Annotated in this window: 29 protein-coding genes; 13 read left to right on the top strand and 16 right to left on the bottom strand. The window is 44.7% G+C overall.

Annotated features, from left to right (window positions below; all coding sequences use genetic code 11):
* Window positions 1-25: 25 nt before the first annotated feature.
* Window positions 26-1,207: an amidohydrolase gene (locus tag ACHAL6_RS02435; RefSeq protein ID WP_395268599.1), complete on the bottom strand. Its 1,182-nt coding sequence runs from the start codon at window positions 1,205-1,207 to the stop codon at window positions 26-28.
* A gap of 183 nt (window positions 1,208-1,390) precedes the next feature.
* Here ACHAL6_RS02435 and ACHAL6_RS02430 point away from each other — a divergent pair, with 183 nt between their 5' ends.
* Window positions 1,391-1,774: a DUF302 domain-containing protein gene (locus ACHAL6_RS02430; protein WP_207599826.1), complete on the top strand. Its 384-nt coding sequence runs from the start codon at window positions 1,391-1,393 to the stop codon at window positions 1,772-1,774.
* A gap of 114 nt (window positions 1,775-1,888) precedes the next feature.
* On the opposite strand, the gene ACHAL6_RS02425 is transcribed toward ACHAL6_RS02430, so the two are convergent.
* From ACHAL6_RS02425 to ACHAL6_RS02400, 6 genes are all read right to left on the bottom strand, one after another.
* The gene (locus tag ACHAL6_RS02425; protein ID WP_395268597.1) at window positions 1,889-2,491 is read right to left on the bottom strand and encodes a 4Fe-4S binding protein; all 603 of its coding nucleotides are present in this window, start codon (window positions 2,489-2,491) and stop codon (window positions 1,889-1,891) included.
* A gap of 54 nt (window positions 2,492-2,545) precedes the next feature.
* Window positions 2,546-2,749 (bottom strand): DUF6132 family protein, encoded by a 204-nt coding sequence (locus ACHAL6_RS02420; RefSeq protein ID WP_395268595.1) that lies wholly within the window; start codon window positions 2,747-2,749, stop codon window positions 2,546-2,548.
* 163 nt (window positions 2,750-2,912) lie between these two features.
* The gene (locus ACHAL6_RS02415; protein ID WP_395268594.1) at window positions 2,913-4,082 is read right to left on the bottom strand and encodes an RNA-guided endonuclease InsQ/TnpB family protein; all 1,170 of its coding nucleotides are present in this window, start codon (window positions 4,080-4,082) and stop codon (window positions 2,913-2,915) included.
* A 313-nt stretch (window positions 4,083-4,395) separates the two neighbouring features.
* On the bottom strand, window positions 4,396-5,040 hold the full coding sequence (locus tag ACHAL6_RS02410; RefSeq protein ID WP_395268592.1) for a thioredoxin family protein: 645 nt from the start codon (window positions 5,038-5,040) through the stop codon (window positions 4,396-4,398).
* 55 nt (window positions 5,041-5,095) lie between these two features.
* Window positions 5,096-6,088 (bottom strand): NAD(P)/FAD-dependent oxidoreductase, encoded by a 993-nt coding sequence (locus ACHAL6_RS02405; protein WP_395268590.1) that lies wholly within the window; start codon window positions 6,086-6,088, stop codon window positions 5,096-5,098.
* A 91-nt stretch (window positions 6,089-6,179) separates the two neighbouring features.
* A complete protein-coding gene (locus ACHAL6_RS02400; protein ID WP_395268588.1) occupies window positions 6,180-6,887 on the bottom strand; it encodes a transposase in 708 nt (235 codons plus the stop codon).
* 154 nt (window positions 6,888-7,041) lie between these two features.
* Between ACHAL6_RS02400 and ACHAL6_RS02395 the strand changes: the two genes are divergently transcribed.
* Window positions 7,042-7,788, top strand: a complete 747-nt coding sequence (locus ACHAL6_RS02395) for an N-acetylmuramoyl-L-alanine amidase (RefSeq protein ID WP_395268586.1) — start codon at window positions 7,042-7,044, stop codon at window positions 7,786-7,788.
* Between the two features lie 20 nt (window positions 7,789-7,808).
* On the opposite strand, the gene ACHAL6_RS02390 is transcribed toward ACHAL6_RS02395, so the two are convergent.
* Both ACHAL6_RS02390 and ACHAL6_RS02385 read right to left on the bottom strand, forming a co-directional pair.
* Window positions 7,809-7,988, bottom strand: a complete 180-nt coding sequence (locus ACHAL6_RS02390) for a DUF4177 domain-containing protein (protein WP_207599830.1) — start codon at window positions 7,986-7,988, stop codon at window positions 7,809-7,811.
* Window positions 7,989-8,077: 89 nt separating this feature from the next.
* Window positions 8,078-8,215 (bottom strand): hypothetical protein, encoded by a 138-nt coding sequence (locus ACHAL6_RS02385; RefSeq protein WP_207599831.1) that lies wholly within the window; start codon window positions 8,213-8,215, stop codon window positions 8,078-8,080.
* A gap of 488 nt (window positions 8,216-8,703) precedes the next feature.
* Here ACHAL6_RS02385 and ACHAL6_RS02380 point away from each other — a divergent pair, with 488 nt between their 5' ends.
* The gene (locus ACHAL6_RS02380; RefSeq protein ID WP_395268583.1) at window positions 8,704-10,743 is read left to right on the top strand and encodes a thioredoxin domain-containing protein; all 2,040 of its coding nucleotides are present in this window, start codon (window positions 8,704-8,706) and stop codon (window positions 10,741-10,743) included.
* 117 nt (window positions 10,744-10,860) lie between these two features.
* On the opposite strand, the gene ACHAL6_RS02375 is transcribed toward ACHAL6_RS02380, so the two are convergent.
* The 6 genes from ACHAL6_RS02375 to ACHAL6_RS02350 form a co-directional block, all read right to left on the bottom strand.
* Window positions 10,861-12,201: a DUF4179 domain-containing protein gene (locus tag ACHAL6_RS02375; protein ID WP_395268582.1), complete on the bottom strand. Its 1,341-nt coding sequence runs from the start codon at window positions 12,199-12,201 to the stop codon at window positions 10,861-10,863.
* Window positions 12,185-12,706 (bottom strand): sigma-70 family RNA polymerase sigma factor, encoded by a 522-nt coding sequence (locus tag ACHAL6_RS02370; RefSeq protein ID WP_395268581.1) that lies wholly within the window; start codon window positions 12,704-12,706, stop codon window positions 12,185-12,187. Before ACHAL6_RS02370 ends, ACHAL6_RS02375 begins: the two co-directional genes overlap by 17 nt.
* Before the next feature lie 111 nt (window positions 12,707-12,817).
* Window positions 12,818-13,381, bottom strand: coding sequence for a hypothetical protein (locus tag ACHAL6_RS02365; protein WP_395268580.1), 564 nt, complete (start codon window positions 13,379-13,381; stop codon window positions 12,818-12,820).
* A gap of 93 nt (window positions 13,382-13,474) precedes the next feature.
* The gene (locus ACHAL6_RS02360) at window positions 13,475-13,720 is read right to left on the bottom strand and encodes a hypothetical protein (protein WP_395268578.1); all 246 of its coding nucleotides are present in this window, start codon (window positions 13,718-13,720) and stop codon (window positions 13,475-13,477) included.
* 22 nt (window positions 13,721-13,742) lie between these two features.
* Window positions 13,743-15,116, bottom strand: coding sequence for a DUF4179 domain-containing protein (locus tag ACHAL6_RS02355; protein ID WP_395268576.1), 1,374 nt, complete (start codon window positions 15,114-15,116; stop codon window positions 13,743-13,745).
* Window positions 15,103-15,627 (bottom strand): sigma-70 family RNA polymerase sigma factor, encoded by a 525-nt coding sequence (locus ACHAL6_RS02350; protein ID WP_395268574.1) that lies wholly within the window; start codon window positions 15,625-15,627, stop codon window positions 15,103-15,105. Before ACHAL6_RS02350 ends, ACHAL6_RS02355 begins: the two co-directional genes overlap by 14 nt.
* 387 nt (window positions 15,628-16,014) lie before the next feature.
* Between ACHAL6_RS02350 and ACHAL6_RS02345 the strand changes: the two genes are divergently transcribed.
* The gene (locus ACHAL6_RS02345) at window positions 16,015-17,844 is read left to right on the top strand and encodes an LTA synthase family protein (protein ID WP_395268572.1); all 1,830 of its coding nucleotides are present in this window, start codon (window positions 16,015-16,017) and stop codon (window positions 17,842-17,844) included.
* Window positions 17,845-17,930: 86 nt separating this feature from the next.
* On the opposite strand, the gene ACHAL6_RS02340 is transcribed toward ACHAL6_RS02345, so the two are convergent.
* Window positions 17,931-18,896, bottom strand: coding sequence for a helix-turn-helix domain-containing protein (locus ACHAL6_RS02340; RefSeq protein WP_395268570.1), 966 nt, complete (start codon window positions 18,894-18,896; stop codon window positions 17,931-17,933).
* A gap of 426 nt (window positions 18,897-19,322) precedes the next feature.
* Between ACHAL6_RS02340 and ACHAL6_RS02335 the strand changes: the two genes are divergently transcribed.
* The 9 genes from ACHAL6_RS02335 to kduD (ACHAL6_RS02295) all read left to right on the top strand — a co-directional run bounded on the left by ACHAL6_RS02335 (window position 19,323) and on the right by kduD (ACHAL6_RS02295) (window position 26,919).
* The gene (locus tag ACHAL6_RS02335; RefSeq protein ID WP_395268568.1) at window positions 19,323-19,472 is read left to right on the top strand and encodes a hypothetical protein; all 150 of its coding nucleotides are present in this window, start codon (window positions 19,323-19,325) and stop codon (window positions 19,470-19,472) included.
* Window positions 19,473-19,531: 59 nt separating this feature from the next.
* On the top strand, window positions 19,532-20,392 hold the full coding sequence (locus ACHAL6_RS02330) for an ATP-binding cassette domain-containing protein (RefSeq protein WP_395268566.1): 861 nt from the start codon (window positions 19,532-19,534) through the stop codon (window positions 20,390-20,392).
* 348 nt (window positions 20,393-20,740) lie between these two features.
* On the top strand, window positions 20,741-21,496 hold the full coding sequence (gene kduD, locus ACHAL6_RS02325) for a 2-dehydro-3-deoxy-D-gluconate 5-dehydrogenase KduD (protein ID WP_395268564.1): 756 nt from the start codon (window positions 20,741-20,743) through the stop codon (window positions 21,494-21,496).
* Window positions 21,497-21,514: 18 nt separating this feature from the next.
* A complete protein-coding gene (gene kduI / locus ACHAL6_RS02320; protein ID WP_395268562.1) occupies window positions 21,515-22,351 on the top strand; it encodes a 5-dehydro-4-deoxy-D-glucuronate isomerase in 837 nt (278 codons plus the stop codon).
* A gap of 71 nt (window positions 22,352-22,422) precedes the next feature.
* The gene (locus ACHAL6_RS02315) at window positions 22,423-23,442 is read left to right on the top strand and encodes a TRAP transporter substrate-binding protein (protein WP_395268560.1); all 1,020 of its coding nucleotides are present in this window, start codon (window positions 22,423-22,425) and stop codon (window positions 23,440-23,442) included.
* Window positions 23,443-23,527: 85 nt separating this feature from the next.
* Window positions 23,528-24,019: a TRAP transporter small permease gene (locus ACHAL6_RS02310; protein ID WP_395268558.1), complete on the top strand. Its 492-nt coding sequence runs from the start codon at window positions 23,528-23,530 to the stop codon at window positions 24,017-24,019.
* 1 nt (window position 24,020) lies between these two features.
* Window positions 24,021-25,328 carry a TRAP transporter large permease gene (locus ACHAL6_RS02305; protein WP_395268556.1) on the top strand — a complete coding sequence of 436 codons (1,308 nt, stop codon included), beginning with the start codon at window positions 24,021-24,023 and terminating at the stop codon, window positions 25,326-25,328.
* 42 nt (window positions 25,329-25,370) lie between these two features.
* Complete coding sequence (locus ACHAL6_RS02300; RefSeq protein ID WP_395268554.1) at window positions 25,371-25,838, top strand: YhcH/YjgK/YiaL family protein; 468 nt, start codon at window positions 25,371-25,373, stop codon at window positions 25,836-25,838.
* A 325-nt stretch (window positions 25,839-26,163) separates the two neighbouring features.
* Complete coding sequence (gene kduD / locus ACHAL6_RS02295) at window positions 26,164-26,919, top strand: 2-dehydro-3-deoxy-D-gluconate 5-dehydrogenase KduD (RefSeq protein ID WP_395268552.1); 756 nt, start codon at window positions 26,164-26,166, stop codon at window positions 26,917-26,919.
* Window positions 26,920-26,942: the final 23 nt, after the last annotated feature.

Below are 26,942 nucleotides of genomic sequence, written 5' to 3'. Positions count from 1 at the left end.
ATAAGCAGATGATGAAACTGATGTGCTAGAGCAATCTGCTTTTTTCTAGATAACTTACGGCATACTCGGCATAAAGCAGCGCACCGTTTATGAGCGCATCCTCATCGATGTCGAAGTGGTCATTGTGATGGGCAAGATCCGTCTTCTTCTCTTTGTTTCCGGATCCGATGAAGGCGAAGCAGCCAGGCTTCTTTTCCAGGTAGAAGGCAAAGTCTTCTCCACCAGTGGTCTTTTCCATAAGGACGACGTTTTCTTCCCCCATGATCTTTTCTGCAGCTTCCCGGGCAATCTCTGAGGAGGTTTCCTCATTATGCACCGGAGGCAGATTATGAATGTAGGTCAGCTCGGCTTCCGCCCCGTAGAGAGAGGCGGTATGCTCCATGACTCTTCTCACGGAACCTTCAATGGTGTCTCCGATCTCTTTTCGGAAATACCTGACCGTGCCTTCCAGCTCTGCTTCGCCGGAAATGACGTTGAAGGCTGTGCCGCTGTGAATGGAACCCACAGAGACCACAAGGGGGTCCAGAGGGCTGTATTCCCGGCTCACAATGGTCTGGAAGTTCATGACCATGGCAGAAGCCACCACCACGGCATCCACCGTCTGATGGGGCATGGAGCCGTGTCCTGAGAGCCCTTTGATGCGGATTCTGAACCGGTCCGTGGCGGCCATTCGCTCACCGGATTCCACGGAGACCTTTCCTGTGGGCAGGCCAGACCAGATATGGGCACCGAAGACGTTGTCGGTTTGTTCGTACCAGTCGCCAGTCTCAATCAGAATCTTTGCACCCAGTCCGATCTCTTCGGCAGGCTGAAAAAGAAGATGGACGGTGCCGTGAATCTCATCTTTTGAATCCATAAGCATCTTTGCTGCCGTAAGTAGAATGGACATATGGGCGTCATGGCCGCAGGCATGCATTTTTCCTTCTGTCAGGGACTTATAGGGCACATCATTTTTCTGGGTGATCTTCAGGGCATCCATATCGCTTCGAAGGGCGACGGTTTTTCCCGGATGTTTCCCTTCTATGGTGGCGATGAGCCCCGTGGGATTCGCCTTGATGTAGGGGATTCCCAGCTTATCCAGTTCTTGTGCGATGAATGCTGTAGTCTCCACCTCTTCCATACTCAGTTCAGGATGCTGATGAAGATATCTGCGCAGGGATACGATGTCGTCTTTGTAGCGTTCTTTCAGGGCTTTTCTATCCAGCATGTTGTGCCTCCAATATACTCTATTTTCTGACTATTCTAAAGGAAGCTGGATAGCCTGTCAATGAACTTCTAAACAGATTATGAAGACATGTATACAAAACATGAATTTACAGCCTTTCCCCTTGAAGAACATACCCCCTAGTGGTATATTGAGGCTAAGAAAATAAACCTTGGAGGAAATGAAATGATTGTATATGAAAAGAAGACAGAGAAAAGTTTCGATGTGGCACTGGAGGATCTCAAGAAGGCACTGGCGGAGCGTAAGTTCGGCGTCCTGTGGGAAATGAACTTCAAGGATAAGCTTCAGGAAAAGGGACTGGATTTCAATAAGAATTTCAAAGTCATGGAAGTATGTAATCCACCTAAAGCAAAGGTGGTTCTGGATCGGCATCTGGAAGCAGGTTATATGCTCCCCTGCAAGATGGTGGTTTACGAGAAGGAAGATGGTGTGCGGATCGGCATGATGAAGCCTACAAGCCTTGCCGGAATCATGGAAGGTATGGAGCTGGATGATGTGGCAATGGAAGTGGAAGAGATTCTTACGGAAGCCATTGAAGCTGCTATATAGGAAAGCGTTCTTCTCCTCAAAATGAACTGTAAAGAGAAAAAAAGGAAGTCAGAAGCGATTAATCAGCTTCTGACTTCCTTTTTATCGGGGAAATATATATAAATGTGTGGAAAACTAGGATGCTTTCCTCTGGATGGAAGGGCCGGGTGAGCGCTTCCTGTTTTCCATGATATAGATGTCGGAAATGGTGTTCACCGGACAAATGGTGCACCATGTTCTCGGTTTATATAGATAGGACAGGGAAAGCCCTATAAGTGTAGTTGTCATCATCATGGAAAACATGCGGAAAGCAAAATGAGTGATCCACACAGGTATACCACTTAGGGTAATGAGCTGCGGGAATGCAACCGGGATGGGCAGTATGATCAGAAATCTCGGAATGAGCATGGGTGCCATATTGCCCAGAGCCACCTGAAGGGTGGACATAAGTGATATGAACAGGCTGATGCCGAAATAGATCAGGACCACATTCTTGACATTCCCTTTGATGAAGGACATGGGGGTAACCTTGCCTTTCTTCTTTCTCTTTTTCCCTAAGGTCATGTACAGATTCGATCTTGGACAGTATCCCTGACACCATGTTTTCTTCTTATCTCTTTGAAGAAGAACCATGGGAATCACCATGCAGATGACACCAAGAATCGCAAAATGAATGTTTACAAAGGACAGGCCGAAGAAGGCCAGGGTGATCAGGTATAAATATTTATGATTTTTCACGTGTTACCTCTCTGATGCATTTTTCTTTTGTTTTTTCTTTCGTGTTATTATATTTTAAAAAGTTGAACCAAGCAGGGTACCCACTACGGATCCGTATAGAATGGAACGCCATGGGTTAGAGGATATGGGGCAGGTTCCATCGCAACCGATGAAATAATAGTAGAGATAACCTGCAAGTCCTCCGATGACGATGCCAAGGGCAATCTTCATGATTCTCTTTCTCCTTCTGGTTTCTTTTGAAACGGTTGTATTTTCCATAAGCTCTGCTACTCAAAATATGGACAAATCTATCCATATCGAGACTTTTACTGCTTCTTCCTGTATGCTTTCGCCTCAGTTTCCTGAGCTGCTACTCACAAGTTCTTGTACAGTCCACAGTCGTAAATTCCCGACTAGCCATCGGTACACATCTACAATAGCGTTACAGTGCTACCGTGTAGACTTTGGCATTCACAAGATTGATGCTGGCGTTCCTGTCCCTGTCTATGACAAAGCTGCACGCATCGCATCTGTATGTTCTATCAGATAACTTCAGATCCTTTCTGATAGAACCACATTCCGAGCACAGCCTGCTTGAAGGATACCATCTGTCAGCAATTCTTAACTCTATCCCATTCTTCCTGCACTTGTCAGCAAGTTTCAGCCTGAAGGAATAGAAGTTCTGGCCTTGTACAGCCTTCGCTAAATGCCTGTTCTTCATCATCCCTTTCACGTTCAGGTCTTCCATGGTGATGAAACGTGGTTTTTGCCTGATCACCTGACTGATTACCTGATTGATGTGATTTTCCCTTATGCAGGAAAGTCTCTGATGAAGTTTCTGTACCTTTATGGTCTGCTTATGGATATTCTGTCTAGTAGCTCCTCCTTTCGTTTCTTTATTTCTGACTTTCAGGCTTTCGTATTTTCTCGAAAGCCTTCTTTGTTCGCGTTTCAGCCTTTTTTCCAGGTCACGCACGGATTTGGTCTTGTTGATGTTTGCGAATGGATTCTCCATGGTGCTTACCACCGCAAAATCCTTGATGCCCAGATCGATGCCGATGCCATTTCCTTCGGGCACATCATAGGGCTTCTCCTCTGCTTCAATCAGCACAGACACGTAATATCTGCCTGCCTTCATGGATACGGTCCCGCTTTTCACCATGGAATCCATCGGGATGTATCCTTTCTCTTTCAGCCTGACAAATCCCAGCGTGGGTATTTTAAGGCGATGCCTTTCAATGGTCCAGTCCGTTCTGTTGTTCCTGGGGAAGTATGCCTTCACATCCGACCTGTTCTTCTTCTTGAATCTCGGAAATCCGGACTGTTTCCTGAAAAACTTCCTGAAAGCCTTCTCCCCATTCATGATGCTCTGCTTCACAGCTTTGCTGCTGACTTCTCTGATCCAAAGGTATTCCGGATTCTCTGGCAGGAACTCATTGTTCAGCCATTTCGAGAAATCCATTCCGGACATGAAGCTTTTTTCCGCTTTGTAGATCTCTTTGTTTTCAGCAATGTAGAAATTGTAGATGAACCTGCAGACACCGATGGTTCTGTTTATTTTATGTTTCTGCTTATCAGTCGGATGTATTTCCGTCTTGCAACTTTTCAGCACCCTGATCATCACCTTTATGCACTATTTTTCTGGACCTTGTTTAAGAAAATTATAGCACATATGTTCTTTTATGGCGATTGAATATGAAAGAGATATTATTTTATCTGAATTGCACCAAAGCTGAACTGTCCTAGCAGAAACAGGTATGAACTCAGAAAGTCCATGAATCATGGGTATATTGCTTCACTTTTGTCCATGATTGTAGATATTTTTAAGAATCATTTGCTACTCCTTCTCTGTAGATGAAGAAAAGGATGGCTTATTGTCATCCTTGTTTCCTCATGTATTTAAGGGAAGTGTATCTGTTATCGTATTAAGCGATGCTTTCTATGGTGTTCAGGAATTCCTGGATTGGCTGGTTTCCAAGTAGATCATGTTCATCGTTGATGACGATCTTTGGCACACCGGATACGTTGTGCTTCATGGACAGTTCGCCGAAGGTTTCCGCTTCGATCATTTCCGCCTCGATGAATGGATTCATCAGGGCAAGCTTATGGGCCTTCTGCACTGCACCTGGGCAATGAGGACAGCTCAGTGTGATGAACACCTTGATGTTGATGGGCTTACTGATCTTCTTGATTCTTTCTTCCAGTTCTGCAGGCATTTCGCTTTCATTTCCTGATACTTCAAGTATTGCAGGGATGAAGGAGTTGATCTCGTGACCAGCAGGAATTCCGTTGAACTTCACGCCTTTGTACTGCTTGTCTGCGTCCAGCATGACGATGGATGGTACCATGGCTACGTTGTACTTCTTCGCAAGTTCGGCATCCTTGTTGATGTCATACTGCTCCAGATGAATCTTGTCGCTGAGCTCTTCCACTTCCTGCATGTAGGCCAGTGTCTCCGCACATGTTGGGCATTCGCCTTCCTTGGTGAACAGTGCGATGGTCACATCGCCCTTCATTTCCTGGAATATTTCCTTTAACTGTCCCTGGATTTCTTCATTAAACATTTTCATTATTTCTTTACCTCCATAAAGTGTGTTGTGTGAGTGTATATTTTAATTTTAATAATTAACTGATTTTCTGTGCATTCAGGTATTCGCTGACGGCAAGAGCCGCCTTGGCTCCATCGCTGGCTGCGATGACGATCTGTTTGTAGGGAAGCGTCGTCACATCGCCTGCGGCGAAAACGCCGTCGAGGTTTGTGTGATTCTTCTCGTCCACAATGATTTCATTGAAGTCATTCAGCTTCAGATGATCTCTAAAGGGTCCAAGATTCGGTACATGACCGATTTCTATGAATAGACCGTCTGCGAAAAGTTCATGTTCGCTGTTCTTCTTCTTATCGAGTACGCGGATGCCTTTCATGGCGTCCTCCCCGAAGATTTCGAGAATCTGTGTTTCCAGATGCACGGTGATATTGGGATTGGCATAGAGCTTCTCCACTAGAATATTGTCTGCTCTTAACTGGCTTCTGTGTACTAAGGTCACAGACTTTACAACTTTTGCAACATCTATTGCCGCTTCAACAGCGGAGTTTCCTCCACCAGCTATGAGTACATCTTTTCCTTTGAACAGGGGCGCATCACATATGGCGCAGTAGGCCACGCCTTTCCCTGCATAGGTATCTTCACCTTTGACATCCAGATGTCTGGGGTTGGAACCTGTTGCCACAAGAATGGTCTTTGCCCTGAAGATTTCACCGGAATAAAGTGTCAGAAGATGGGTATCACCGTCTTTGCCGTACTTCACGACTTCGCTGTCGTCTTTGATGGGCACTTCCAGTGTTTCCACATGGGCCAGAAACTCTTCGGCCATGGCTTCTCCGCTCAGTTCTTTGGTTCCGAGATAGTTTTCCACCGTTGAGGTGTCAAGGAGAAGGCCTCCTTTTCTCTTGGTGATGATTCCGACTTCCAGTCCTTTACGTTTCGCGTAAAGCGCTGCATTAAGGCCTGCAGGTCCGCCGCCTACCACAAGCAGATCATAGGTCTTGTCCATATCCAGCTGATTTTCATCTTTTGTACCGAGTCCTTTTTTCAGATCTACCTGAAAAGAAAATGACATGTTTTACCTCCTGTCGTACTGTGCTCTCCTTGGAATAGAAGGGGACAGAACTTGAATTGATGGTTTAAATAAAATGCATGTTGCCATGCGTTTATTTTACACATTCCGTGTTTAAGATTTTACAGATGCTTGATTCGGAGAGTCCTCCAAACAAGACACCCAGTTCCTTTAGTGAGAGGGAAGAGTTCTTTCTGAATTTCAGAATCAGATCGTTTCGAAGATCTTTCTGTCTGAAGAGTTCCTTCAGTGAAAGTCCCGCTTCTTCTGAAACCTGGAAAAGTCTTTTCTGTGCTTCATCGATGCTGTCGATGCAGTCTCTGCACTCCTCAGGATCCTTTTCGTCCTTCAGACCTGCGATGGGGGAAACCCAATCCAGTCTCAGGGGCGTATCAGGATCGTAGATGCAGTAACTGTTCCACTGGGTTTCCTGAGCGGCTCCCTTATCGTGAAGCTTCGCAACCACTTCCAGTGTGCTTTCCGCACTTTGTAAAAGAGTGCTTTTGTATCGGTCTTTGAAAACCGGTTCATCTATATCCAGATACATGGCGTATCCGATGTTGATGCTTTTCATGACCTTACTCATGTCTGCACCGTTCAGGTCCATGACCAGGTGATAGGCATTATCTGACAGAAGACAGTAGGCATACAGCTTGAACTGATATTTTGCCTGGGCACGTCTTATGATTTCCAGAAAGTGCTCGCGATCTTCATCTTTTTCAAACAAATCTCTTTTCGCCCCACCGGCCTGTGTAATATGAAATGTCCCGTATGGATCTTTTATTCGAGCTTGCCTTGCCACTTGTTTCACCGTCCTTACAAAAAGTATGATAACATAGCTCCAGATAAAATTCAAGTACCGTCCCCAAAATTTTTCATGCTTTTTCAGAAACTGCAGCATAAGTACCTAGTAGAAGGGCTTAGCGCGCTTTTGAAGAAGAAGGAGTGTGGTTATTATGAGAAAACCGGGGATTTATCTTTCACCAAGCAGGCAGCCTAAAAACATGTATGCAGTGGGAAATACCAATGAGGAGAAGGAAATGGTGGCCGTTTCGGAAATCATCCGGGACATCATGGCCAGGGAGTACAGTTATCCGGTGCATCAGGCAACCCTTTCCCTAGACATCGGAAAAGAAGGAAGACCCAGAGAAGCTGAAAGAAAAGGGTGCAGCATCTATCTGGCCATCCATTCCAATGCGGGCGGAAAGGGGAAGGCCAGAGGGGCTGTGGCTCTTTATCATCCGAAGAGTGAAGAGTCGAAGATGCTCGGGACCTATCTTGCCGAGGAGCTCAACAGAATCTGTCCTTACAAGAGCAACCGTGCACAGACCCTTGTGAACGGGATGGAGGCTTTTAACGGGAAAGGATACGGAGAGATCCGTGCGCCCTATGAACTGGGCATGATTCCTGTACTCATGGAGACGAATTTTCATGATCATCCGGACATCGCCAGATGGATCATCGGTCATAAACAGGAGATCGCCAGAGCCTATGTGAAGGGAATTGCCAGGTTTCTATCATTAAAGCCTGTGGAGGAGAGAGCGGAAGAGAAGAAGGTAGTGGAGAATCATAAGGCTCTGCAGGAAGAAGGGGATAAGCTCTACAGAGTTCAGGTAGGGGCCTTCAGAAAAAAAGAAAACGCGGAGATTCTTCTCGCGCGTTTATATAATGAAGGGTTTGATGGATTCATCCATTTTTCGTGAGATGGATTTCGCTTTTCCGGTTATTCCTCTTTTTCGAAAACCAGATCCACTTCCTTGATGACACCATAGCCGACGAACTTGGCGGGAATTGCCGTTACAAACCGCCAGCCCTCTTTGCTGTGCTGATCAATAAGCTGCTTGTAGTCTGATTCACTGAAGAGACCTCCGGTGGTTGCTCTGACATACATATACTTATACATTGTTAGATCCTCCTGTTTGGATTTTGTTATCTTTTCCATGTCTTTTCAGGTGTTTTCCTCTGCGTGTCATTTCTGTGCGCTAACCTATATCAGCTGTTTCTCCTGATGTAGGTTTTCAATGCGTTCGCGAGAATCACCAGGGTGTAGATGGCGACAATTCTCAGCGTGACTTCCAGAAACATGAGTAGGAGACTGAGATAACCGGCATTGACAAGTCCTAAGTTCATAGTATACTCCTCCTTTTGCATATATTAAACAATCTTTTGTGTATTTTAACAGAATAACATAAGGTGATAAATTATACTATGGAACAGGAATAATATGATTTTTGGCAATAAAAAAGCCTCTTCTGGTGTAGGGAAGAGGTTTTTTTATAAATGTGTTAGGGAGATACACTTATGAAAAATAGGTTTGTTGGCACCTATTTGTTAATAGTTTAACATTATTATGGTGTGAAGTAAACCTCTATTTTGAAAATATTTTTTCAAATTATGAGTAGATGCACTGATAAAGCCAATCATAGAGAAAAAAAGCGTAGAAAATACAACAATATTCTGATAATATTTTAACGAGATAACCCGTGAAAACCTATGAGTTTCTAAGTCTATGGTTATTTCTTCAAAGGGAAACATTCTGGTCAAGATCTTCTCATAATTTGTACAAATTCATAGGGTATGATGAAAGATAAGAATAAAGATAAGGAAGGAAGCAGAATATGGATGATGGAATGAACAGATTGAAAAGTGAGCAGTCTCCCTATCTTATTCAGCATGCAGAAAATCCTGTGGACTGGTATCCCTTTGGAGAAGAAGCCTTTGAAGAGGCGAAGCGAAAAGACAGACCCCTATTTCTTTCCATCGGGTATTCCAGCTGCCACTGGTGTCATGTGATGCGGGAAGAGTCCTTCGAAGATGAAGAAGTGGCAGAGATTCTGAATCGCTATTTCATCTCTGTGAAGGTGGACCGGGAAGAAAGACCGGACGTGGACCATGTCTACATGAGTTTCTGTCAGGCCATGACGGGGCATGGCGGATGGCCCATGACCATTCTCATGATAGGAGAAGGAAAACCCTTCTATGCGGCCACCTATCTGCCGAAGGAGTCCAGGCAAGGGCAGCTGGGTCTGAAGGAGCTGCTGCTTGAAATTCATCGATTGTGGGTGGAGGAAAGAGAGAAGATTGTCTCTTCTTCCGAGTATGCTGTAAAGGCAGTGAAGGAGGCTCTAAGCGAGAAAAAAGACGGAGCGCTTTCTTCGGATGTTTTCAGGAAGGGATATCTCTCCTTGAAGAATGCATATGATGAAGTTCATGGGGGATTCTACACCGCCCCCAAATTTCCAGTTCCCCATCATCTTCTGTATCTTCTGAGATACTGGCATAAGGAGAAGGAACCGGATGCCCTGGAGATGGTGGAGAAAAGTCTTCTGGGTATGTATCAGGGAGGCATCTTTGATCATCTGGGCTATGGATTTTCAAGATATACGGTAGATGAAAGATGGCTGGTGCCCCATTTCGAGAAGATGCTCTATGACAACGCGATGCTTCTTCGCGTCTATACGGAAATGTATCAGGCTTCGGGAAAGAAAATCTACAAAGAAATCGCGGAGAAGATCATAGCCTACATAGATCGCGTCATGACGGCGCCTGAAGGAGCCTTCTACTCGGCGGAAGATGCGGACAGTGAAGCAGAGGAAGGGAAGTTCTATCTCTTCACCAGGGAAGAAGTCCTGGAGGTGCTGGGGGAAGAGGATGGCGCATGGTTTTCAGAGGTCTACGGCATCACCTCCTCCGGCAATTTCGAAGGAAAGAACATCCTAAATCTTCTTCATCACAGTCTGGAGGCGCTGGAGAAAGAGGAGGATGAAAAGCTCGTCAGACTGCGAAGGAAACTCTTTGCCTACAGGGAGAAAAGAGTAAAACCGGGTAAAGATGATAAGATCCTCTCTTCCTGGAACGGACTGATGATTTCCGCTCTGGCCTATGCCGGTAAAGTATTTGAGAAGGAAGAATATGTGCTTCGCGCAGAGAAAGCCCTTCAGTTCATCCTGGACCATATGATAGATGAGGAAGGACATCTTTATGCTTCCTACAGGGAAAGAAGAAGCATGCATAAGGGGTTTCTGGACAGCTACGCTTTCCTTCTTTATGGTATCCTGTCTCTTCAGGAAGCGACCCTTCAGAACCGTTACCTCCATCAGGCAGAAAAGCTGGCAGGAGATATGTTGGAGGAATTCTATGACAAAGAGAGTGGGCTCTTCAGGCTCAATGGAAAAGGACATGAGAAGCTGGTGATGGAAGCAGAGGATATTCATGATTCTGCTCTGCCTTCAGGAAATTCCATGGCAGCGGTTTCCATGGCAAAGCTCTCGAGCCTCACGGGAAAGGAAAAATACAAAGCGATACTCGAAAAGACTTTCAATGTCCTGGGCGGAGAAATCATGGAAGACCCTATGGGATTCAGTTTTCTTCTTACTGCCTACCGAACACTATCAGATGGGTCCAAGGAAGTGGTCCTTTCAGGAAAGCTGGAAGAGCAGCCGCTTCGTGAGATGAACCGCAGCCTTGCAGCAATATATCTTCCGGAATACACCGTGGTGAATCATGATCCGAAGAGGAAGGATAGAGACGGTGAACTGTTTTCCTTCTGGAGAGAACCGGAAGAGGAAAAAGGCACGGCCTATGTCTGCAGGGACTTCACCTGCAGTCTGGGGATTCATGATGCGAAAGTCCTTCTTAAGCATCTGAGAGAAGGGTGATTTCAAAGAAAGGAATCAGAACCCTGCAAAAAAAGACTGTAAAAATTATTATGACATAAAGGAAAGGCTCATGATCCGGTGAATTCCGGTTCATGAGCCTTTTAGGTTATCTGTACACTAGTTACCAACTGGTATTGGAATGAGAATGGGTTCTTCTAGGATATACTCAGGGCCTATACTTTGGATAATCTCCAGAGTTTCATATTCTTTATCTTCAATATAATAAAGATAAGTATAATCACTTCGTCTTACTTCTTTCACGATATCAATAAATTGACCATCACCGAGAAAGAATGAAATCAGAGAATAGGGATACTGTTCAGTAGCGTTAAATATGAAGACAAGCAAGCCATCTTCATGAGATATGTCTGCGAGTTTGATTCCATCAATTTCGGGACTCATCGTCTTTTTTTCAAGATCGATCTGATAAAGACTGTTTTCATTCTTCGGTTTGATGGTGTAACTATCTATACTGATGCTTCTAGACTTAGGTGGATTGAAGTAGTCACTTCGAATATGGATGGTTTGTCTTGCAGCACCATCATGATGTCTTTGTATCTGTGCATAGCCGCTTAATGAAGTCATTCCTCCGTCCTCAAGAAGGGAGAGTCGAAGATTTATGTCCGAATCATTTGCTTCTGGATATTCAAATATGATTTCAGAACGAACCGGATAGCTCACCATTTCCTTGAAGAGGATCTTCTGTCCTTCGATGACGACTTCCTCATTGAGTGGGTAAATGACTGGCTCCTTGAAAGGATCCAGAGAAAGTTCGAATTTGAAGGCATCTACGGATAGAAGACCTTCTTCAGGATCAGTTCCTCTTTTATACTTCTGTAAAGACAATGAGAGTTCAAAATTCTGTGGAAGTCCTTCCTGAATGGAATAGCGATGCAGATCTTCCTCCACAAATTCAATATTGACCTGCATGAGGGGGTTCTGACCTGTTATATAGCTTCCAGAATTGCTGAAAAAACCATCGGAGATAAAATTATCATTTGATAGATCTCTTAGGTAATCGATGTTGACAACATAGACTTCGTCTCCGGATAGCTCCAGATTCTCAGGCATTTCAAGAAATAGTACAAGGTTTTTGGAATCGGCGATGACGTAGGGGAGCTTCAGCTCCAAATCTCCGTTTTCAGCTTTGAGGTTCACATACTGGATGTTTCTGTTTTCCACTGCGCTTTTCAGGGGTTCATTGTACATGACCAGTTCCGAAATCCTGGAAAGGATGGGAATGTCTGCCATGGTGCGAGCGAATACAACGCTGGTGTTCATGAGAATCACAAAGAGAAGCGCTGCTGCCGTGGTGGGTATGCTTGAATAAAGTAGTCTTTTCTTTCTCTTTTCTTTTCTCACTCTCTGTTCCAGTCTGTCTGTGGTCTCATAGAGTGCATCGGGATAGTCTTCTGATTCTTTATGGAAATCATTCCAGTTTTCATGACTTTTTTTCATGGATTTTTTCTCCTTCCTCCTCCATCAGCTCAATTCTCAGGATGGACAACGCTTTTCTGGCCCTGGAGGATACCGTTCCGTCGGGAATGCCCAGAAACTCCGCTGTTTCCCGGATGGTCATGTCCGCAAAATAGCGTAGAATGATGACCTGGCGAAGATCCTCTGGAAGGGACTGAAGCGCGAGCTTCGTACTTAGGGAAATGGGTTCTTCTCTTTCATCGACCACATCCGGTGGAATTTCATAAAAGGAAAGATGGCCTCTTTTTCTGAGCATCCGGTAGCATTCGTTGATGAGTATCCTGGTGAGCCAGGTCTTCGCATAGTCCGGCTCTTTCACGGTCTTTCTTTTGGCATAACCAAGATAGATGGCTTCGTCGATGGCTTCCAGAGCTTCTCCTTCGTTTCCAAGATATCCATAGGCTATGCGATACATGGTTTCTCTGTACTGCTCAATCAGTCTGATGTAGGCATCCTTGTCGATGCCTTTTCTGTTAAAGTAACCCATTTTTCGCCTCCTTTACCTATTAGAGTATCCAGGTACGGTTTTTCATTACGGAATCTGAAAAAATTCATGAAATACTGAAATTATTTTATAGTAGATGACAGGGCTCTAATATTAGTTGTTCTGAGTTGGGAGCGGGTCATAGACCTTGATGCTGTTTTTTCTCAGATACAGATTGATTGCTTGATAATCTTTATTTTTATAAGCCTCTCTGTTATCTTGCAGTACTTTTTCAAGTGTCGCTGATACCACCTGACGTTTTCCATCAAAAAGAGCATCAATTTCCTTTTCGATGGTGGTCACTCTGTAGGCGTCTTTACTTACCACCAGATATCCGTTCTCCTTGATTTTTGTGATCATTTCTCTCATTTCATTATGGGAAGGAGATTTTTCCACAAGAAATTCATCGGTGAGATCCTCTCCCTCATGATTCACAATGACATAGTCTATGCTCCCTGGAAGGTTTGCCAGGGTTTCATTGAGTATCGTATAGAGCTTGGTTCTGATCTCTTCTTCCGGCTCTGCATTATAGGTCAGGCTGCTCTCATAAAAGGGCAGCACTTGGGTATCCACCACGATGCTGCGGTTGTAGATGGTTTCTTCTTCCCTGGTGCAGCCGGAAATGCTCATGACGCTTAGGATCAGCAGGAGCAGCAGGGTAATGGGTCTCTTATTCATAGTGTTTTCCTCCTTGATATTTCATCTGTAAGCATGGAAGGACAGGTGATGCATGGGCTCTAAGCGCCTTCATCACCTGTCCTTCTCATTTTTCTACAGGAACAGTCTGGTTGCAAACCAGTAGATCACATAGAAGATGGCTAGAATGGCAAGGATACCTGTGAGGTTTCGAAGAAGCCTCTTTCTCTTCTGCGCTTTATAGGAAAAATTCTCCTTGTCTCTTTTTTCCTCATCTGGTATCTCCATCCGGTTCTTCTCTTTTCTGGCCTGTTCCTTGATTTCCACTTCCTGACCCACTCGATTGGCCACGTGTCTGTTCTGATCAAAGTTAAAACTCATATGCTCACTTCCTTTCAGGATGTTAAGGTGCAGGTTCAAATTCTTCAGGGACATCAATAGGTATTCTTATGGGCTGTTCCAGTTTCTGGAGGGGCATTTCACTGCCGGTTCTTCTTAGTGTGATTGTATCATTGATGTCCTCTTCGAAGATATAGGAAATATTTCTATATTCACCGAGATTCTGAAAGCTGCCCATAGGCATGCGTTTTTTCTCGCCGCTTCCTGTTTCATACTCGTAGTGGAAAATACCATCAAACCCTTCAGGATCCTCTATGGTCACTTTGAAACCAAGCAGCGTTTTGTATCCTGTAGAATAGGTGGTCAGTTCAATGTTCGTCATGCTCTTGTCGACGGTTTTCTCTGCTGGTGTGAAGGTGATGTACTCCTCTTCCTTGTCCAGAAGCTTCACGCCATCGATGACCAGTTCCAGTCTGCCCGGCTGTGAAGACAGTCGGGATAGATCAAGAAAGATGCCGTATTGAGGGTGTGCTTTACTGAAGACCTGGTAGTCCAGGTTATCTCTTATGACCTTTCCTGTTTCAGCGTCCAGAACCTTTCCTCTGATGCTTACGATACGGTCTTTGTTATCAGGTTCTTCTTCAAAGAGAAGGATGGTGGATAGGGAACTGGTTTCCAGAGACTTCACAATGAGGTTGTTTCCGAGAAGGTCAAGGGAGACGTTGATGTCATTTCTTGGTCTTTCTATCATGTTTTCCAGCTTCAATTCAAAGGAGAATTCTCCCAAAGCTTCTGAGCCAATCACTTTGTAGTATTCCTTCGTACCGGCCTCCCCCCGTAAGATCACTGCGCTGAATTCGATGCCCAGCTCCTCCGGGAAAGAAAGATCGCTTCCTGGTGGAAGCATCCCCATAAGGCTGAAATAGTGATCGTTGAAATTTCCGGAGGTGACCGCTTCACCGAGATAGAAATACTGTCCATACTCTTCTTTTGTTTTCAGATCATAGACTTTGAAGTGCTCAATCTTCAGACGGTCGTAGTCATCCAGGTTGATGTTCTCAGAGGTTTCAAAATAGAATCTGATATTCTTATCATCGGATAAAGCATACTGGAGATACATCTGATAATCTCCACTCTCGGACAGGAGCCCTAGTTCATCCAGATCATCTTCATAAGGAGTGAGAAAGGACATGGCGGATAAAAAATCCTTCAACACGGGAATCTTTCTGATGTTTTCCGCCCAGGCGGTATCGGTGTTGGCGGTGATGAACATGAAAATGAGAAGAAGACTAGTCACGGCGGAGCTGATCTTGATTCTTTTCTTTCTTCTTTCTTTCCTGAATCGCTTTTCAAAGCGCTCTTCCACGCCGGAAAGGGCAGAGGGCTCGGTGATATTCTCTTCAATGAGATTTTTCAGGCTGTCTTCATAGGGATTCATGGCGCAAACCTCCTTCCATGGAGATGAGATCTTCTTTCAGAAGCTCCAGTGCCTTCCTTGAGCGGGTGGCTACGGTTCCCTGGGGAAGATCCAGAAAAACAGCGGTGTCTCTGACGCTGTAATCGGCAAAATACCGCAGGATGATGATTTCCTTCAGCTCTTCCGGAAGATTCTCCACGGCGCTTTTCACAGTCATGGACGTCTCGGTTTCCACTGCCTCGATTTCAGGCAGATGCTCAGCGGGGATTTCCTTTTTCCGGTCTCTAAGGATTCTGTGGCATTCATTGATGAGAATCCTGGTGACCCAGGACTTCAAAGCGTCCGGGTCCTTCAGCTGTTTGAGCTTCGCATAGCCTAAATAGACGGCTTCATCCACAGCTTCCAGTGCATCCGCCTCACTGGACAGGTAACCATAAGCGATCTTAAACATGATGCTTTTATAGGATGTGATGAATGAAAGATAGGAGTCCTTTGTCAGTGGTTTTTTCGTGAAAAGTCCCAATGGTTTCATCCCCCCTTTACTTATTAGAGTGACCAGATGGCAGTTTTTATTTCAATTTAAGAAAGTTTTTCATTTTATTTTCATCAAACTATGGTACTATAATAAAAGTCTAAAGATATGCTTAGATAAAAATGCGTTATCTCTATTATAGATTCAATTCCAAAGAAGAAGAAGGGTCTATAGAATCATTTTGAGAAAAGAGAATAGACGGAGCCTGATTATGTATAAAGAATCACAAAAAAATCGGAATGTTATAGTTTCGGTTAAATATGTTTCCGAATACTTAAGGAAGGATGAAGCTTATCTTAAACAAATGTCGAAACTATAGTATTATAAATGGTTTTTGGTATGATAGATTCAAAGAATTGTGCACGGAAGGTGCAAGAGGTGAAATGTATGGACAGGATGATCAAAAGACTGACAAAAAACAAATGGACACTACCACTGATTCTGGTCGTGGTTTTATATTTAAAATCCCTATTTCTTCTGGTGACGCTCTATGAGGCAAGTCCCAGAATATTTCTCATGAGTCTTCTGAGTTTTGCGCCCATCAGCGTCATCGTTTCCTTCTCCTTCCTCTTTGAAGGAAGAAAGAAACTGATCTACCTGTTTCTGGTCAACGCATTCTACTCCATCACATTCTATGCGGACATGACCTATTTTGACGGGCTCAACAGACTCTTCAGTCTCTATGTGCTGTACCTCAAGAACATCAGTCCTGAGTTTGCAGCCAGCACCGGGGAATACTTCATGAATCTGAACTTCCTTGTATTCACCGATCTTCCTTTTGCCCTGTACTTTGTGCTAAAGAGCAAGGGCATCGTGAAAAGGGAGACGGAAGCGGTGAAGAGAAACAGAGAGGCGACACTGAAGAAGATCAGTCTTTTCGGTACGGCTTTCGCCATGAGCTTCATCGTCATGCTGACACAGTTTTTCACTGTGGCAAAGACTGCGGGCATCGAAAACTACGAAAACCATGCACTGATGCTTTCTCCGGTGGGTAATCATATGATCAATATGGCAGCCTATGTAAGAGACAGTGTGAAGAGACTGAGTGAAGAAGAAGTAAGCGAAGTGGATGCCTGGTTCAATAAAAACAGCACCCATTTCAGCATAGATCAGCAGTATGAAGACCTGAAAGGAATTCTGGCAGGAAAGAACCTTATTGTGGTTCACTTTGAATCGCTGGAAAGCTTCGTGCTGGATTACGAGTTCGAAGGACAGGAGATCACACCGAACATCAACAAGCTGATGGAAAACAGCATCAGCTTCCCGAACGTATACGAGCAGATCCAGGAAGGGGTCAGTTCAGACTCAGAGCTCATGTTCAATACAGGACTCTACCCTGCACAGAAGGGCAGTGCCTTCATGAGCTATGGAGAAAATACGTACTTCGCCCTGCCAAGACTTCTTCAGCGAAGCGGATACCATACCATGGCGGTGCATGGGGACAAGGACACATTCTGGAACCGAGACATCGTTTATCCGAATATCGGCATCGACGACTATATCCATGAGGATCTCTTTGAAGACAAAAGGTACAGCGGTCTGGGTATTCTGGATGAATCCCTGTTCAAACAGTCCGTAAAGGAAATTGAAAAGACCTCAAGACCATACTATTCCTATGTGATGACCGTCACCTCCCATACGCCGTTCACCATTGAAGAAGAGCATCGTTATCTTGGGGTACCGGGAGAAGATCATGACGCAGGATACCTGGAAAGCATCCATTATACGGATTATCATCTAGGAAAGTTCTATGAGGAGCTGGAAGAAAAGGGTGAGCTGGATAATACCGCCATCATCGTTTTCGGCGATCATGAAGGAGTCCACAAGTATCATGAATCCAATCTTCCTGCAAACAACAAAAAGGTGCCATTCTTCATCCACATACCAGGTATGGAAGGGATCGAAGTAGACACCATTGGAGGACAGGTGGATATGCTGCCTACACTTCTTTATCTACTAGGTGCAGAGGAAGAAACCTACAGCGATAAACTCATGGGAAGCAATCTTTTAAGAGAAGGAACAGGCTCCGTGATCCTTTCAACCGGAGAAGTCATAGGAGTGCCTCATGACATGGAGCATCTCATAGCAGCACCCTATATTTCGAATCTGATCCTTACAGGAGATTACTTTGCGGTTTCTGAAACAGACATTGATCTGGATGATATCATAGAAGTAGTGAACAGTGGAGAAAGAAAGAAGGATACGTATCTGGATTAAAAACTGAAATGAAGCTGTATCCGTGTAAGCAGAATAAGGTGCAAAGAAAAACAATAAAGATGAAAAATGACGTCCCGTTGGGGGCGTCATTTGCTTTTCAGAAATTCAGTGGGAATCTCGATGCCGTACTGTTCTTCCGTGACTTCAAGATAGATATCCAGAAGCTCCTGATTTCCCGTTATCTTCAGAATGAAGAAGGAGGAGAACAGAGAGGATTTATAGGTTTTGTGATGTAGCTTGAATTCTGCGATCCCTTTTCTGTAGTAAAGTGAGCTCAATGCGTGGGTCAGCTCTCGACTGAGACAGTATGCGATTCCCTCATTGGCAGCCCTGATTACACGTTTGTGATTGTCTTCCAGATGATAGTTATATGAAATATTTGCGTAAATCTTGATGATCAGGAAATCCTGATATTTTGAAGTGGTACTGGCTTTCAGTCTGTCGAGAATAAAATATAGAATCTTTGTGCTCATGGCCACTTCCTGGTCTTCTGCTATGAGGATGGAAAGCAGGAGAAGTATTCGTAATTCTATGTAGCTGTATTTATATCCCTTATAGTCTTCCAGTTTGAATTTCGGGATGGTGAGTTTCAGGGCATCCTGCAGAATATTTCTTGCATCCTTGTGGTCACTTGAAAATCGAGAATGATAGAGCGATGCGCCTCTTATGAGAAGGAGAAACTGGATCACTTCATTGGGATTGACGATGGACGATTCATTCTTGCCAGTGAATCCAAGTCTGATATCCTCTTCAAGCTTTTTCATTTTCTGATCATCATAACAGGTGATGATATCATCCAGTTCATCATGATATTCTGTAAGGAGCTTGTTGGACCTGGCGTTTTTAAGGAGTTCCAGAAGATCTTCCTTATAGATGGAAGAGAGCAGTTCCAGTGTCTCGTACCTTGGAATCACTTCACCTTTTTCTATACGACGAAGGGCATCGGAACTGACACCGGCCAGTTTCTGGATCTCCACCTGACTGAAACCGAGACTTTTTCTCAGTTCCTTCAGCTTTTCTCCGAATTCCAATAGATTGTAACTGATAAACATGTATATACCTCATTTAAGTGTTTCTTACTCTCATTGTAAAACATCTGTTTCTTCATGTATATCCTATCCATGTGAAATAGTCTTAAAATTTACTGACGTTTCACAAGATATCTTCTACTTTAAGAATAACACATAAGAATAAAGTGATATGGAACATTCGGAAAGGAATCTTCTCTCAGCTGAATTGTGAATAGTAAGACGAATTCATATTTTTGCTTATTATGTATAAATATACCTGCCATGAAATGAAATCAAATTTGCTGTCTGAAGACGGAAATGTTTTCAAATCATGGCAATTATTTTGAGATTTAAGCATTTTTGTTCAAAATACCCCCAAAATCCCGAAGAAGTTCGGGGTTTGTCCTCCAAAATAACTCGTATAATAAAGGCATAAAATACAATTATGTCTTTAAGGAGGAAAAAATCATGGCCAAAAAGTTTATCGCAAAAATGCTAGTTGCTGTTTTACTGTTCAGTACGGTGTTATCCGTACGAGCCTATGCCGGTGAGAACGATATTCCTCGTGTATTCCAGAGAAGTTCAATCATTGAGCCTTTTGAATCAGGGGATAACTAATCCCAGACATCTGAAAGGGGTATTACATCTGCACAAGTAAGCGAATAAGGAGGTTTCCCATGAGCATGTTGCATGTAAAAGAGAAAATAGTGAATGTAGTGACGTCCATAAGGAACCCTGTCTTATTGGAAGAGAGATACCTGGAGCAGAGTTTAACTTATCCCATGGCACTGGTCAGGAGGAACTTCAGTTACGAAGAAGCTGCTGGTACTGGCCGCCAGAAAGAACTTTCCATTTCGGAATTATGCTTCAGAAGAGGGCAGGAGAAGGTCCTAGACAGAGTCAGCATGAGTTTTCTGCCAAGGAAGAAGTATCTGATTCTGGGAAATGAAGATTCTGGTGTGGATGCCCTTCTTGGCATACTGACAAAAAGAATTCAGTCCTATGAAGGAACAGTCACTGTAAAAGAGAAAAATCTGAAAAGAATAAGCAGAAGCAGATTATCAGGGGAGCTTTCACTGATCAGTAAAGACATCCCTGTTCTGGAAGGCGATTATTACCGCAACGTGGTTCTTTCCCAAAACTGTGACAAAGAGACAGTTAGAGAGAATCTGGGGAGAGTAGGCCTTCTTACAAAAGAAGAAGGAGATCACAGGATGGAAAGAAACGAGTTTACTGAAGATGACAGAAAAAGAATCTCAGTGGCAAGAGCTCTGATGAATCATTCCTCTATACTGATTCTTGACGAAACAGCAGGTTCAGAAAAGAATGAATCTGACTATGAGCTGGAAGAGCTGATTCTCAACATGAGAGAAATGACGGTCCTATCCATCAGTCATAAACTGACGAAATCTCTCATGGAAAAATATGACAGGATCTTTATCATGGATAAGGGATCCATCGTGGAAGAAGGCAGTTTCAGTGAGCTGCTGCTGAACAATGATCATTTCTACAAATCCTATGTTTCCAGCGAAACATAGATTGTATAAAGGGCACAGAAATAAAAAATGTCACTCTCCTTGGTGAATAAAGATTTACTGCTGAACCTGTGCCCCTATAAAATGCAAATAGCGGAAACACCCACCCGATCCGAAGATTCTTCAAGTACGCTTCCGAAATTGGAAGAAAGACTTGAAGAATCTTTTTTTTGTTTTCCGGCAATTTCAATGACCTGCCTTTGGAAAGCATTGGATACCATGATATATCATCAAATTGTGAAAAGATTAATTAAATTTAGGGTAGCTGTTGACGTTTACAGATTTTGTGATTATAATGGTCGTATACATTGTATACATCGTATACGATGAATACAATTTGAGGAGGATGAAATGATAAATTTTTCATTAGAAGGTAAAGTTGCCATTGTAACAGGAGCAGGAACAGGACTGGGGCAGGGCATTGCACTGGCTATGGCTGAAGCAGGCGCTGATGTTGTTGGAGTGGCGCACATCGCCATGCCTGAAACGGAAAAGATGATTACGGATATGGGAAGAAAGTTTGTTGGTATTGAAGCCAATCTGCTAAGCATAGAGCCTGTAGATAGAATCGTTTCTGAAGCAGTAGCAGCCATGGGGCATGTGGATATTCTTGTGAACAATGCAGGAATCATCAAGAGACAGGATGCACTGGATTTCACAGAGGAGAACTGGGATTCCGTCATGGACATCAATCTGAAGACTGTATTCTTCCTGTCCCAGGCAGTGGCAAAGCAGTATGTGAAGCAGGGAACCGGTGGCAAGATCGTAAACATCGCATCGATGCTTTCCTATCAGGGTGGAATCAGAGTACCTTCCTACACAGCAAGCAAGTCCGGCGTAAAGGGCATCACCATGAGCATGGCCAATGAATGGGCGAAATACAACATCAACATCAATGCCATCGCACCTGGGTACATGGCTACAGACAATACAGCAGCACTGAGATCCGATGAAGAAAGAAGCAGCGAGATTCTTGCCAGAATTCCAGCGGAAAGATGGGGAACCAAGGAAGACATCGGTGGACCTGCGGTATTCCTGGCATCTGAAGCATCCAGCTATATGAACGGATTCACAGTAGCTGTTGACGGCGGATGGCTTGCAAGATAGACATAGAAGGAGAACCATATGAGATTAGAAACAAGATACTCGACTCATCCCGAAGATTCAAAACACTACACCACGGAAGAGATCAGAGACCATTACCTGGTGGAAGAAGTGTTTATGGCAGACGAAGCCAATTTCGTCTACTCCCATAATGACAGAATCATCGCAGGGGGAATCATGCCGGTGAATGAAAGTGTCATCCTCGGAGTGGGAAGGGAACTCGGCGTAGAGTTTTTCTTTCAGAGAAGAGAAGGCGGAATCATCAATATCGGTGGAGCGGGTCAGGTGAAAGTGGACGGGGAGCTGTTTGACATCGGACAGCATGACGGACTATACATCGGTATGGGTACGAAAGATGTGGAGTTCCTAAGCAAGGACAAAAATGATCCTGCAAAATTCTACTTCAACAGTGCACCGGCCCATCACAGCTTCCCCACCAGAATCATTACACTGGAACAGGCCAATAAAGTGCATCTGGGCAGCGTGGAAAACCTCAACAAGAGAACCATCCATCAGTATGTGCATCCGGCAGTATGCGAAAGCTGTCAGCTGGTCATGGGCATGACGAGACTGGAAGAAGGCAGTGTATGGAACACCATGCCATGTCATACCCATGAAAGAAGAATGGAAGTGTACTTTTATTTCAATCTTCATGAAAATGACAAGGTCTTCCATATGATGGGACAGCCTCAGGAGACAAGGCATATCGTTGTGAGCAATGAGCAGGCCATCATTTCGCCAAGCTGGTCCATTCATAGCGGAGTCGGCACAGGGAAGTACACCTTCATCTGGGGCATGTGCGGAGAGAACATCGAGTTCACCGACATGGACCATGTGGATATGCAGGACCTGAGATAGTCAGAAGGATTAAGAAAAAAAGTCAGAAGCAGTATCAAGTAAAAAATAAAATAAATTAAACGGGGGACGATATGAAAAAGATCGTATCAATCATGATGGCAGTAACAATGGCACTAGGCGTAATGGCAGGATGTTCAGCAGACAAGCCAGCAGCAGAAGAAGGAAACGGAGCAGCAGTAAAGGAAACGGTTCTGAAGATTGCGTTCAACCAGTCTGAGAATCATCCACAGTACAAGGCGCTGGCAACTTTCGGTGAAAAGCTGAAGGAAGAAACCGCCGGAGCATACAGCCTTGAAATCGCGCCCAATGCGCTTCTTGGAGACCAGAGAGCCACAGCGGAGCTTGTGCAGTCCGGAACCATCGCCATGGCAGTGGTAGGAAACCCTATCGTTGAAAACTTCAGCAAGGAATTTGCCGTAATCGGACTTCCATACATCTACGACAGTCTGGATCATCAGAAGGAAGTGTTCACATCAGGTGTTCTGGATGAACTCTTCGCTTCCACAGAATCCAATGGATTCTTTGTTGCAGGATCATTCACAGCAGGTTCAAGAAATGTATATACAGACAAGCCGATTGAAACACCAGAAGATCTGGCCGGATATAAAGTGAGAGTCATGGAATCAGACACCATGGTGAAGATGCTGGACCTTATGGGTGGCGTTGGTACACCGATGGGCCAGGGTGAAGTCTACACAGCAGTGCAGCAGGGTGTTCTTGAAGGTGGAGAAAACAATGAAGTGACTTACGCGGATCTCAAGCATTATGAAATCGCGCCATACTTCTCCTACACACAGCATCTTATGGTACCGGATCTGATCATCATCAATGATGACATCTACAATGGTATGACCGCTGAGAACAAGGAAATCTTTGATAATCTGATGAAGGAAACCATCATCAACGAATTTGAAGTATGGAATGAGAGTGTGGCAGCTGCCAAGGAAATCGCAGTGGAAAACGGCGCAACATTTGTTGAAGTCGACATCAAGCCTTTCCAGGAAAACGTGAAGCCGCTTCATGATGAAGTGACAGCTGCTTCAGAAGGTGCCAAGGCAATCTATGAAGCCATCAGAGGACTTGTAAAGTAAGTAAAGGCAGGCATTTGAGAATCTGGGAAGCGTGCTTTCCAGATTCTCTTTCATGAAGAAACCCTATTTGCAAAAGGAGCAAAATATGAAAACAATCAAGAATGGTTTGGATAGGATTCTAGAAATATTCTGCATAGCGATCATGGGCATCATGACGATCCTTGTTTCCTGGCAGGTGTTCACAAGATATTTTCTTAATAATCCAAGTGCGAAGACGGAAGTTCTTTCCCAGTACCTCTTCGTGTGGCTGGTCATGTATGGAGCAGCTTATGTGTTTGGAAAGAGAGACCATATGGCCATCGTCTTCATCAAGGACAAGTTCAAGGGCAATGTCAGAGTAGCCGCTGATATTCTAAGCGAAATCGTGGTAGCGGTTTTTGCAGTGGGTGTTATGATCTACGGAGGATTCATCTCCCTTGGAAACCAGATGGGACAGACCGATGCGGCGCTTCAGATTCCCATGGGTGTCATCTACTCCGCCATCGCTTTCAGTGGCGTGTGCATCATCTTCTACTGCATCTACAACATCAAGGAAACGCTGGATCAGAGACATGTCAGCGTAAAGGAGGCCATCTAATATGGATATTGCATTACAGGCAGGTCTTATTATGCTGGTTGCGGTACCGATCCTTCTCATCATCGGAGTACCCATCAGTATCGGAATCGGCCTATCCTCAACTCTTGCCATGGCACTGATTCTCCCTTTCGAGAATGCCATGGTCACATCGGCACAGAGACTGTTCATTGGAACGAACTCCTTTTCCCTGCTGGCCATTCCATTCTTCATTCTGGCAGGAAACATCATGAACAATGGCGGCATCGCCATAAGACTGGTCAACTGCGCCAAGGTCATCAGCGGGAAGCTGCCTGGCTCCCTGGCCCAGTCCAACATCGTTGCCAACATGCTTTTCGGAGCCATCAGTGGGTCCGGAGTTGCGGCAGCTGCTGCTGTGGGTGGCACCATGGGTCCTCTTCAGGAAAAGGAAGGGTACAGCAAGGAGTTCAGTGCGGCGGTGAACATCGCGTCAGCCCCTACGGGCATGCTGATTCCGCCAAGCAACACCCTCATCGTCTATTCCACGGTGGCGGGCAGCGTATCCGTTTCCGCCCTTTTCATCGCGGGATATATCCCAGGAATTCTATGGGGTCTTGGGGTCATGATCATTGCGGGGATCATGGCGAAGAAAGAAGGGTATATTTCTAAAGACAGCTATTCCCTGAAAAGAGGACTCATGGTGTTTCTGGATGCCATTCCAAGTCTTCTTCTCATTGTCATTGTCATCGGTGGTATCTTAAAGGGTGTCTTTACAGCCACAGAGGGTTCCGCCATTGCGGTGGTCTACTCGCTCGTGTTATCCTTTATCTACAGAGCGCTGAAACCCAAGGATCTTCCCAGGATTCTTCTGGATTCGGCAAGAATGACGGCTATTGTCATTTTCATGATCGGCGTATCTTCCATCATGTCCTGGGTCATGGCTTTCACCAATATTCCCCAGATCATCGCCAATGCGCTTCTGGGCATCACATCCAGCAAGATCATCATTCTTCTCATCATGAATGTGATTCTTCTGGTCATCGGAACCTTCATGGATCCGACTCCAGCAGTGCTGATCTTCACACCGATCTTCCTGCCCATGGCGGAGAGCTTCGGCATGCATCCGGTGCAGTTCGGTATCATGATTGTGTTCAATCTCTGCATCGGCACCATCACACCACCGGTGGGTCCTATCCTGTTCACCGGCTGCAAAGTAGGTGGCGTAACCATAGAACAGGTATTCAGGAGACTGATTCCGTTTTTCATTGTCACTGCGGTGATCCTGCTTCTTGTAACCTTCCTGCCTGAGCTGTCCATGACACTGCCAAGACTTCTTGATCTTGTGAAATAATAAAAGTCAAGTAGAACGAACTTTGAAGGGAAAGGTGTAAATATGATATTCAGTACAATCAGAACATGGAAAGAAGAAGAAAAGATCTATACCGACAGACTTCATAAAGCGCTTGCTTTTCTGGAGAACCTGGATCCTGATACTGTGAAGGATGAAAAATTCGTTCTGGAAGAGGGAACCATCTTCGGGTTTGTGACCTCAGTCCATACAGAGGAGAAGGCATCGAGAAGACCGGAATCTCACAGAAAGCACATCGATATTCAGTTCCTTCTAGAAGGAAGAGAAAAAATCGGATACATCAGAAAAAGCAGTGCCCTGAAGGTCACCTTGGATGAACTGGAGGAAAAGGATATCTGCTTCTATGACGGAAATCTGGATGGAGAGACTTTTCTTGATCTGAAACCCGGAGATTTTGCAGTGCTGTTCCCGGAGGATGTTCATAGACCACAGTGCATATCCGGTGATGAAACGGCCATCAGAAAATGCGTAATCAAGATCAGGGTGGATTAGAGCGGTAACATTTCCTGATAAAAGATAAACAGAAAAAGAGGTCAGTACAGCAGAAGTTCTGTACAGGAGAATCTGCTTCATAGGAGAAGGTGGGCATTGAATAGCCTGCCTTTCCTTATTTTGGTAAGATATTATGAAAATACTGAGACTGAAGAGAAGAGAAAAATTCTCATAATTGAGTCTGCTATCTGTGAAAAATATAATTAGCATAGCAGAGGAGAGGTGAACCTTTCATGAATAGATGTCAAAGTGGTTGCAAGGAAAGGGTATAGAGGATACAATGATTGTATATGATGTATACAATCTAAAAAACAAGGAGGCTGCAATGGATCGATTTTCATTAAAAGGAAAAGTTGCTGTTGTGACAGGTGCAAGAACTGGACTGGGTCAGGGCATCGCACTGGCTTTAGCGGAAGCGGGCGCGGATATCGTAGGTGTAGGGTCCACAACGCTGGATGAAACAGAGAAGCTTGTGACGGAGATGGGCAGACGTTTCCATGGAATCACTGCCGACCTTAGAAATACAAGGACCGTTGACCGGGTCATAGAAGAGACAGTGGAAAAGATGGGACATATGGATATTCTTGTGAATAATGCCGGTATCATCAGACGGGAAGACGCACTGGATTTCACGGAAAAGGACTGGGATGATGTGATGAACATCAACCTGAAGACGGTGTTTTTTCTATCCCAGGCGGCTGCCAGACAGTATGTGAAGCAGGGCACCGGAGGAAAGATCATAAACATCGCATCCATGCTCTCCTATCAGGGCGGCATAAGAGTCCCATCCTACACAGCCAGCAAGGCTGGCGTCAAGGGCATCACCATGGCCATGGCCAATGAATGGGCAAAGTACAACATCAACATCAATGCCATCGCACCAGGCTATATGGCCACAGACAATACAGAAGCGCTGAGAAAGGATGAGGAGAGAAGCGATGAGATTCTAAAGAGAATCCCTCAGGGCAGGTGGGGCACCAAGGAAGATATGGGCGGACCCTGCGTATTCCTGGCATCAGAGGCTTCAAGCTACATGAACGGATTCACCATGGCGGTGGACGGCGGATGGCTGGCAAGATAAGAACAAAGAAGACACAGGTTACA

The organism is Proteiniclasticum sp. C24MP (genome assembly GCF_043951855.1).
Taxonomy (GTDB): Bacteria; Bacillota; Clostridia; order Clostridiales; family Clostridiaceae; genus Proteiniclasticum.
This window is presented reverse-complemented; position numbering and strand designations above follow the sequence as displayed.

Coding starts and splice junctions, on each gene's coding strand:
- ACHAL6_RS02435 (WP_395268599.1), bottom strand. CDS start 1,207: ATGCTGGATAGAAAAGCCCTGAAAGAACGCTACAAAGACGACATCGTA.
- ACHAL6_RS02430 (WP_207599826.1), top strand. CDS start 1,391: ATGATTGTATATGAAAAGAAGACAGAGAAAAGTTTCGATGTGGCACTG.
- ACHAL6_RS02420 (WP_395268595.1), bottom strand. CDS start 2,749: ATGGAAAATACAACCGTTTCAAAAGAAACCAGAAGGAGAAAGAGAATC.
- ACHAL6_RS02410 (WP_395268592.1), bottom strand. CDS start 5,040: ATGAAAATGTTTAATGAAGAAATCCAGGGACAGTTAAAGGAAATATTC.
- ACHAL6_RS02405 (WP_395268590.1), bottom strand. CDS start 6,088: ATGTCATTTTCTTTTCAGGTAGATCTGAAAAAAGGACTCGGTACAAAA.
- ACHAL6_RS02395 (WP_395268586.1), top strand. CDS start 7,042: ATGAGAAAACCGGGGATTTATCTTTCACCAAGCAGGCAGCCTAAAAAC.
- ACHAL6_RS02390 (WP_207599830.1), bottom strand. CDS start 7,988: ATGTATAAGTATATGTATGTCAGAGCAACCACCGGAGGTCTCTTCAGT.
- ACHAL6_RS02385 (WP_207599831.1), bottom strand. CDS start 8,215: ATGAACTTAGGACTTGTCAATGCCGGTTATCTCAGTCTCCTACTCATG.
- ACHAL6_RS02380 (WP_395268583.1), top strand. CDS start 8,704: ATGGATGATGGAATGAACAGATTGAAAAGTGAGCAGTCTCCCTATCTT.
- ACHAL6_RS02375 (WP_395268582.1), bottom strand. CDS start 12,201: ATGAAAAAAAGTCATGAAAACTGGAATGATTTCCATAAAGAATCAGAA.
- ACHAL6_RS02370 (WP_395268581.1), bottom strand. CDS start 12,706: ATGGGTTACTTTAACAGAAAAGGCATCGACAAGGATGCCTACATCAGA.
- ACHAL6_RS02365 (WP_395268580.1), bottom strand. CDS start 13,381: ATGAATAAGAGACCCATTACCCTGCTGCTCCTGCTGATCCTAAGCGTC.
- ACHAL6_RS02360 (WP_395268578.1), bottom strand. CDS start 13,720: ATGAGTTTTAACTTTGATCAGAACAGACACGTGGCCAATCGAGTGGGT.
- ACHAL6_RS02355 (WP_395268576.1), bottom strand. CDS start 15,116: ATGAATCCCTATGAAGACAGCCTGAAAAATCTCATTGAAGAGAATATC.
- ACHAL6_RS02350 (WP_395268574.1), bottom strand. CDS start 15,627: ATGAAACCATTGGGACTTTTCACGAAAAAACCACTGACAAAGGACTCC.
- ACHAL6_RS02345 (WP_395268572.1), top strand. CDS start 16,015: ATGGACAGGATGATCAAAAGACTGACAAAAAACAAATGGACACTACCA.
- ACHAL6_RS02340 (WP_395268570.1), bottom strand. CDS start 18,896: ATGTTTATCAGTTACAATCTATTGGAATTCGGAGAAAAGCTGAAGGAA.
- ACHAL6_RS02335 (WP_395268568.1), top strand. CDS start 19,323: ATGGCCAAAAAGTTTATCGCAAAAATGCTAGTTGCTGTTTTACTGTTC.
- ACHAL6_RS02330 (WP_395268566.1), top strand. CDS start 19,532: ATGAGCATGTTGCATGTAAAAGAGAAAATAGTGAATGTAGTGACGTCC.
- kduD (WP_395268564.1), top strand. CDS start 20,741: ATGATAAATTTTTCATTAGAAGGTAAAGTTGCCATTGTAACAGGAGCA.
- kduI (WP_395268562.1), top strand. CDS start 21,515: ATGAGATTAGAAACAAGATACTCGACTCATCCCGAAGATTCAAAACAC.
- ACHAL6_RS02315 (WP_395268560.1), top strand. CDS start 22,423: ATGAAAAAGATCGTATCAATCATGATGGCAGTAACAATGGCACTAGGC.
- ACHAL6_RS02310 (WP_395268558.1), top strand. CDS start 23,528: ATGAAAACAATCAAGAATGGTTTGGATAGGATTCTAGAAATATTCTGC.
- ACHAL6_RS02305 (WP_395268556.1), top strand. CDS start 24,021: ATGGATATTGCATTACAGGCAGGTCTTATTATGCTGGTTGCGGTACCG.
- ACHAL6_RS02300 (WP_395268554.1), top strand. CDS start 25,371: ATGATATTCAGTACAATCAGAACATGGAAAGAAGAAGAAAAGATCTAT.
- kduD (WP_395268552.1), top strand. CDS start 26,164: ATGGATCGATTTTCATTAAAAGGAAAAGTTGCTGTTGTGACAGGTGCA.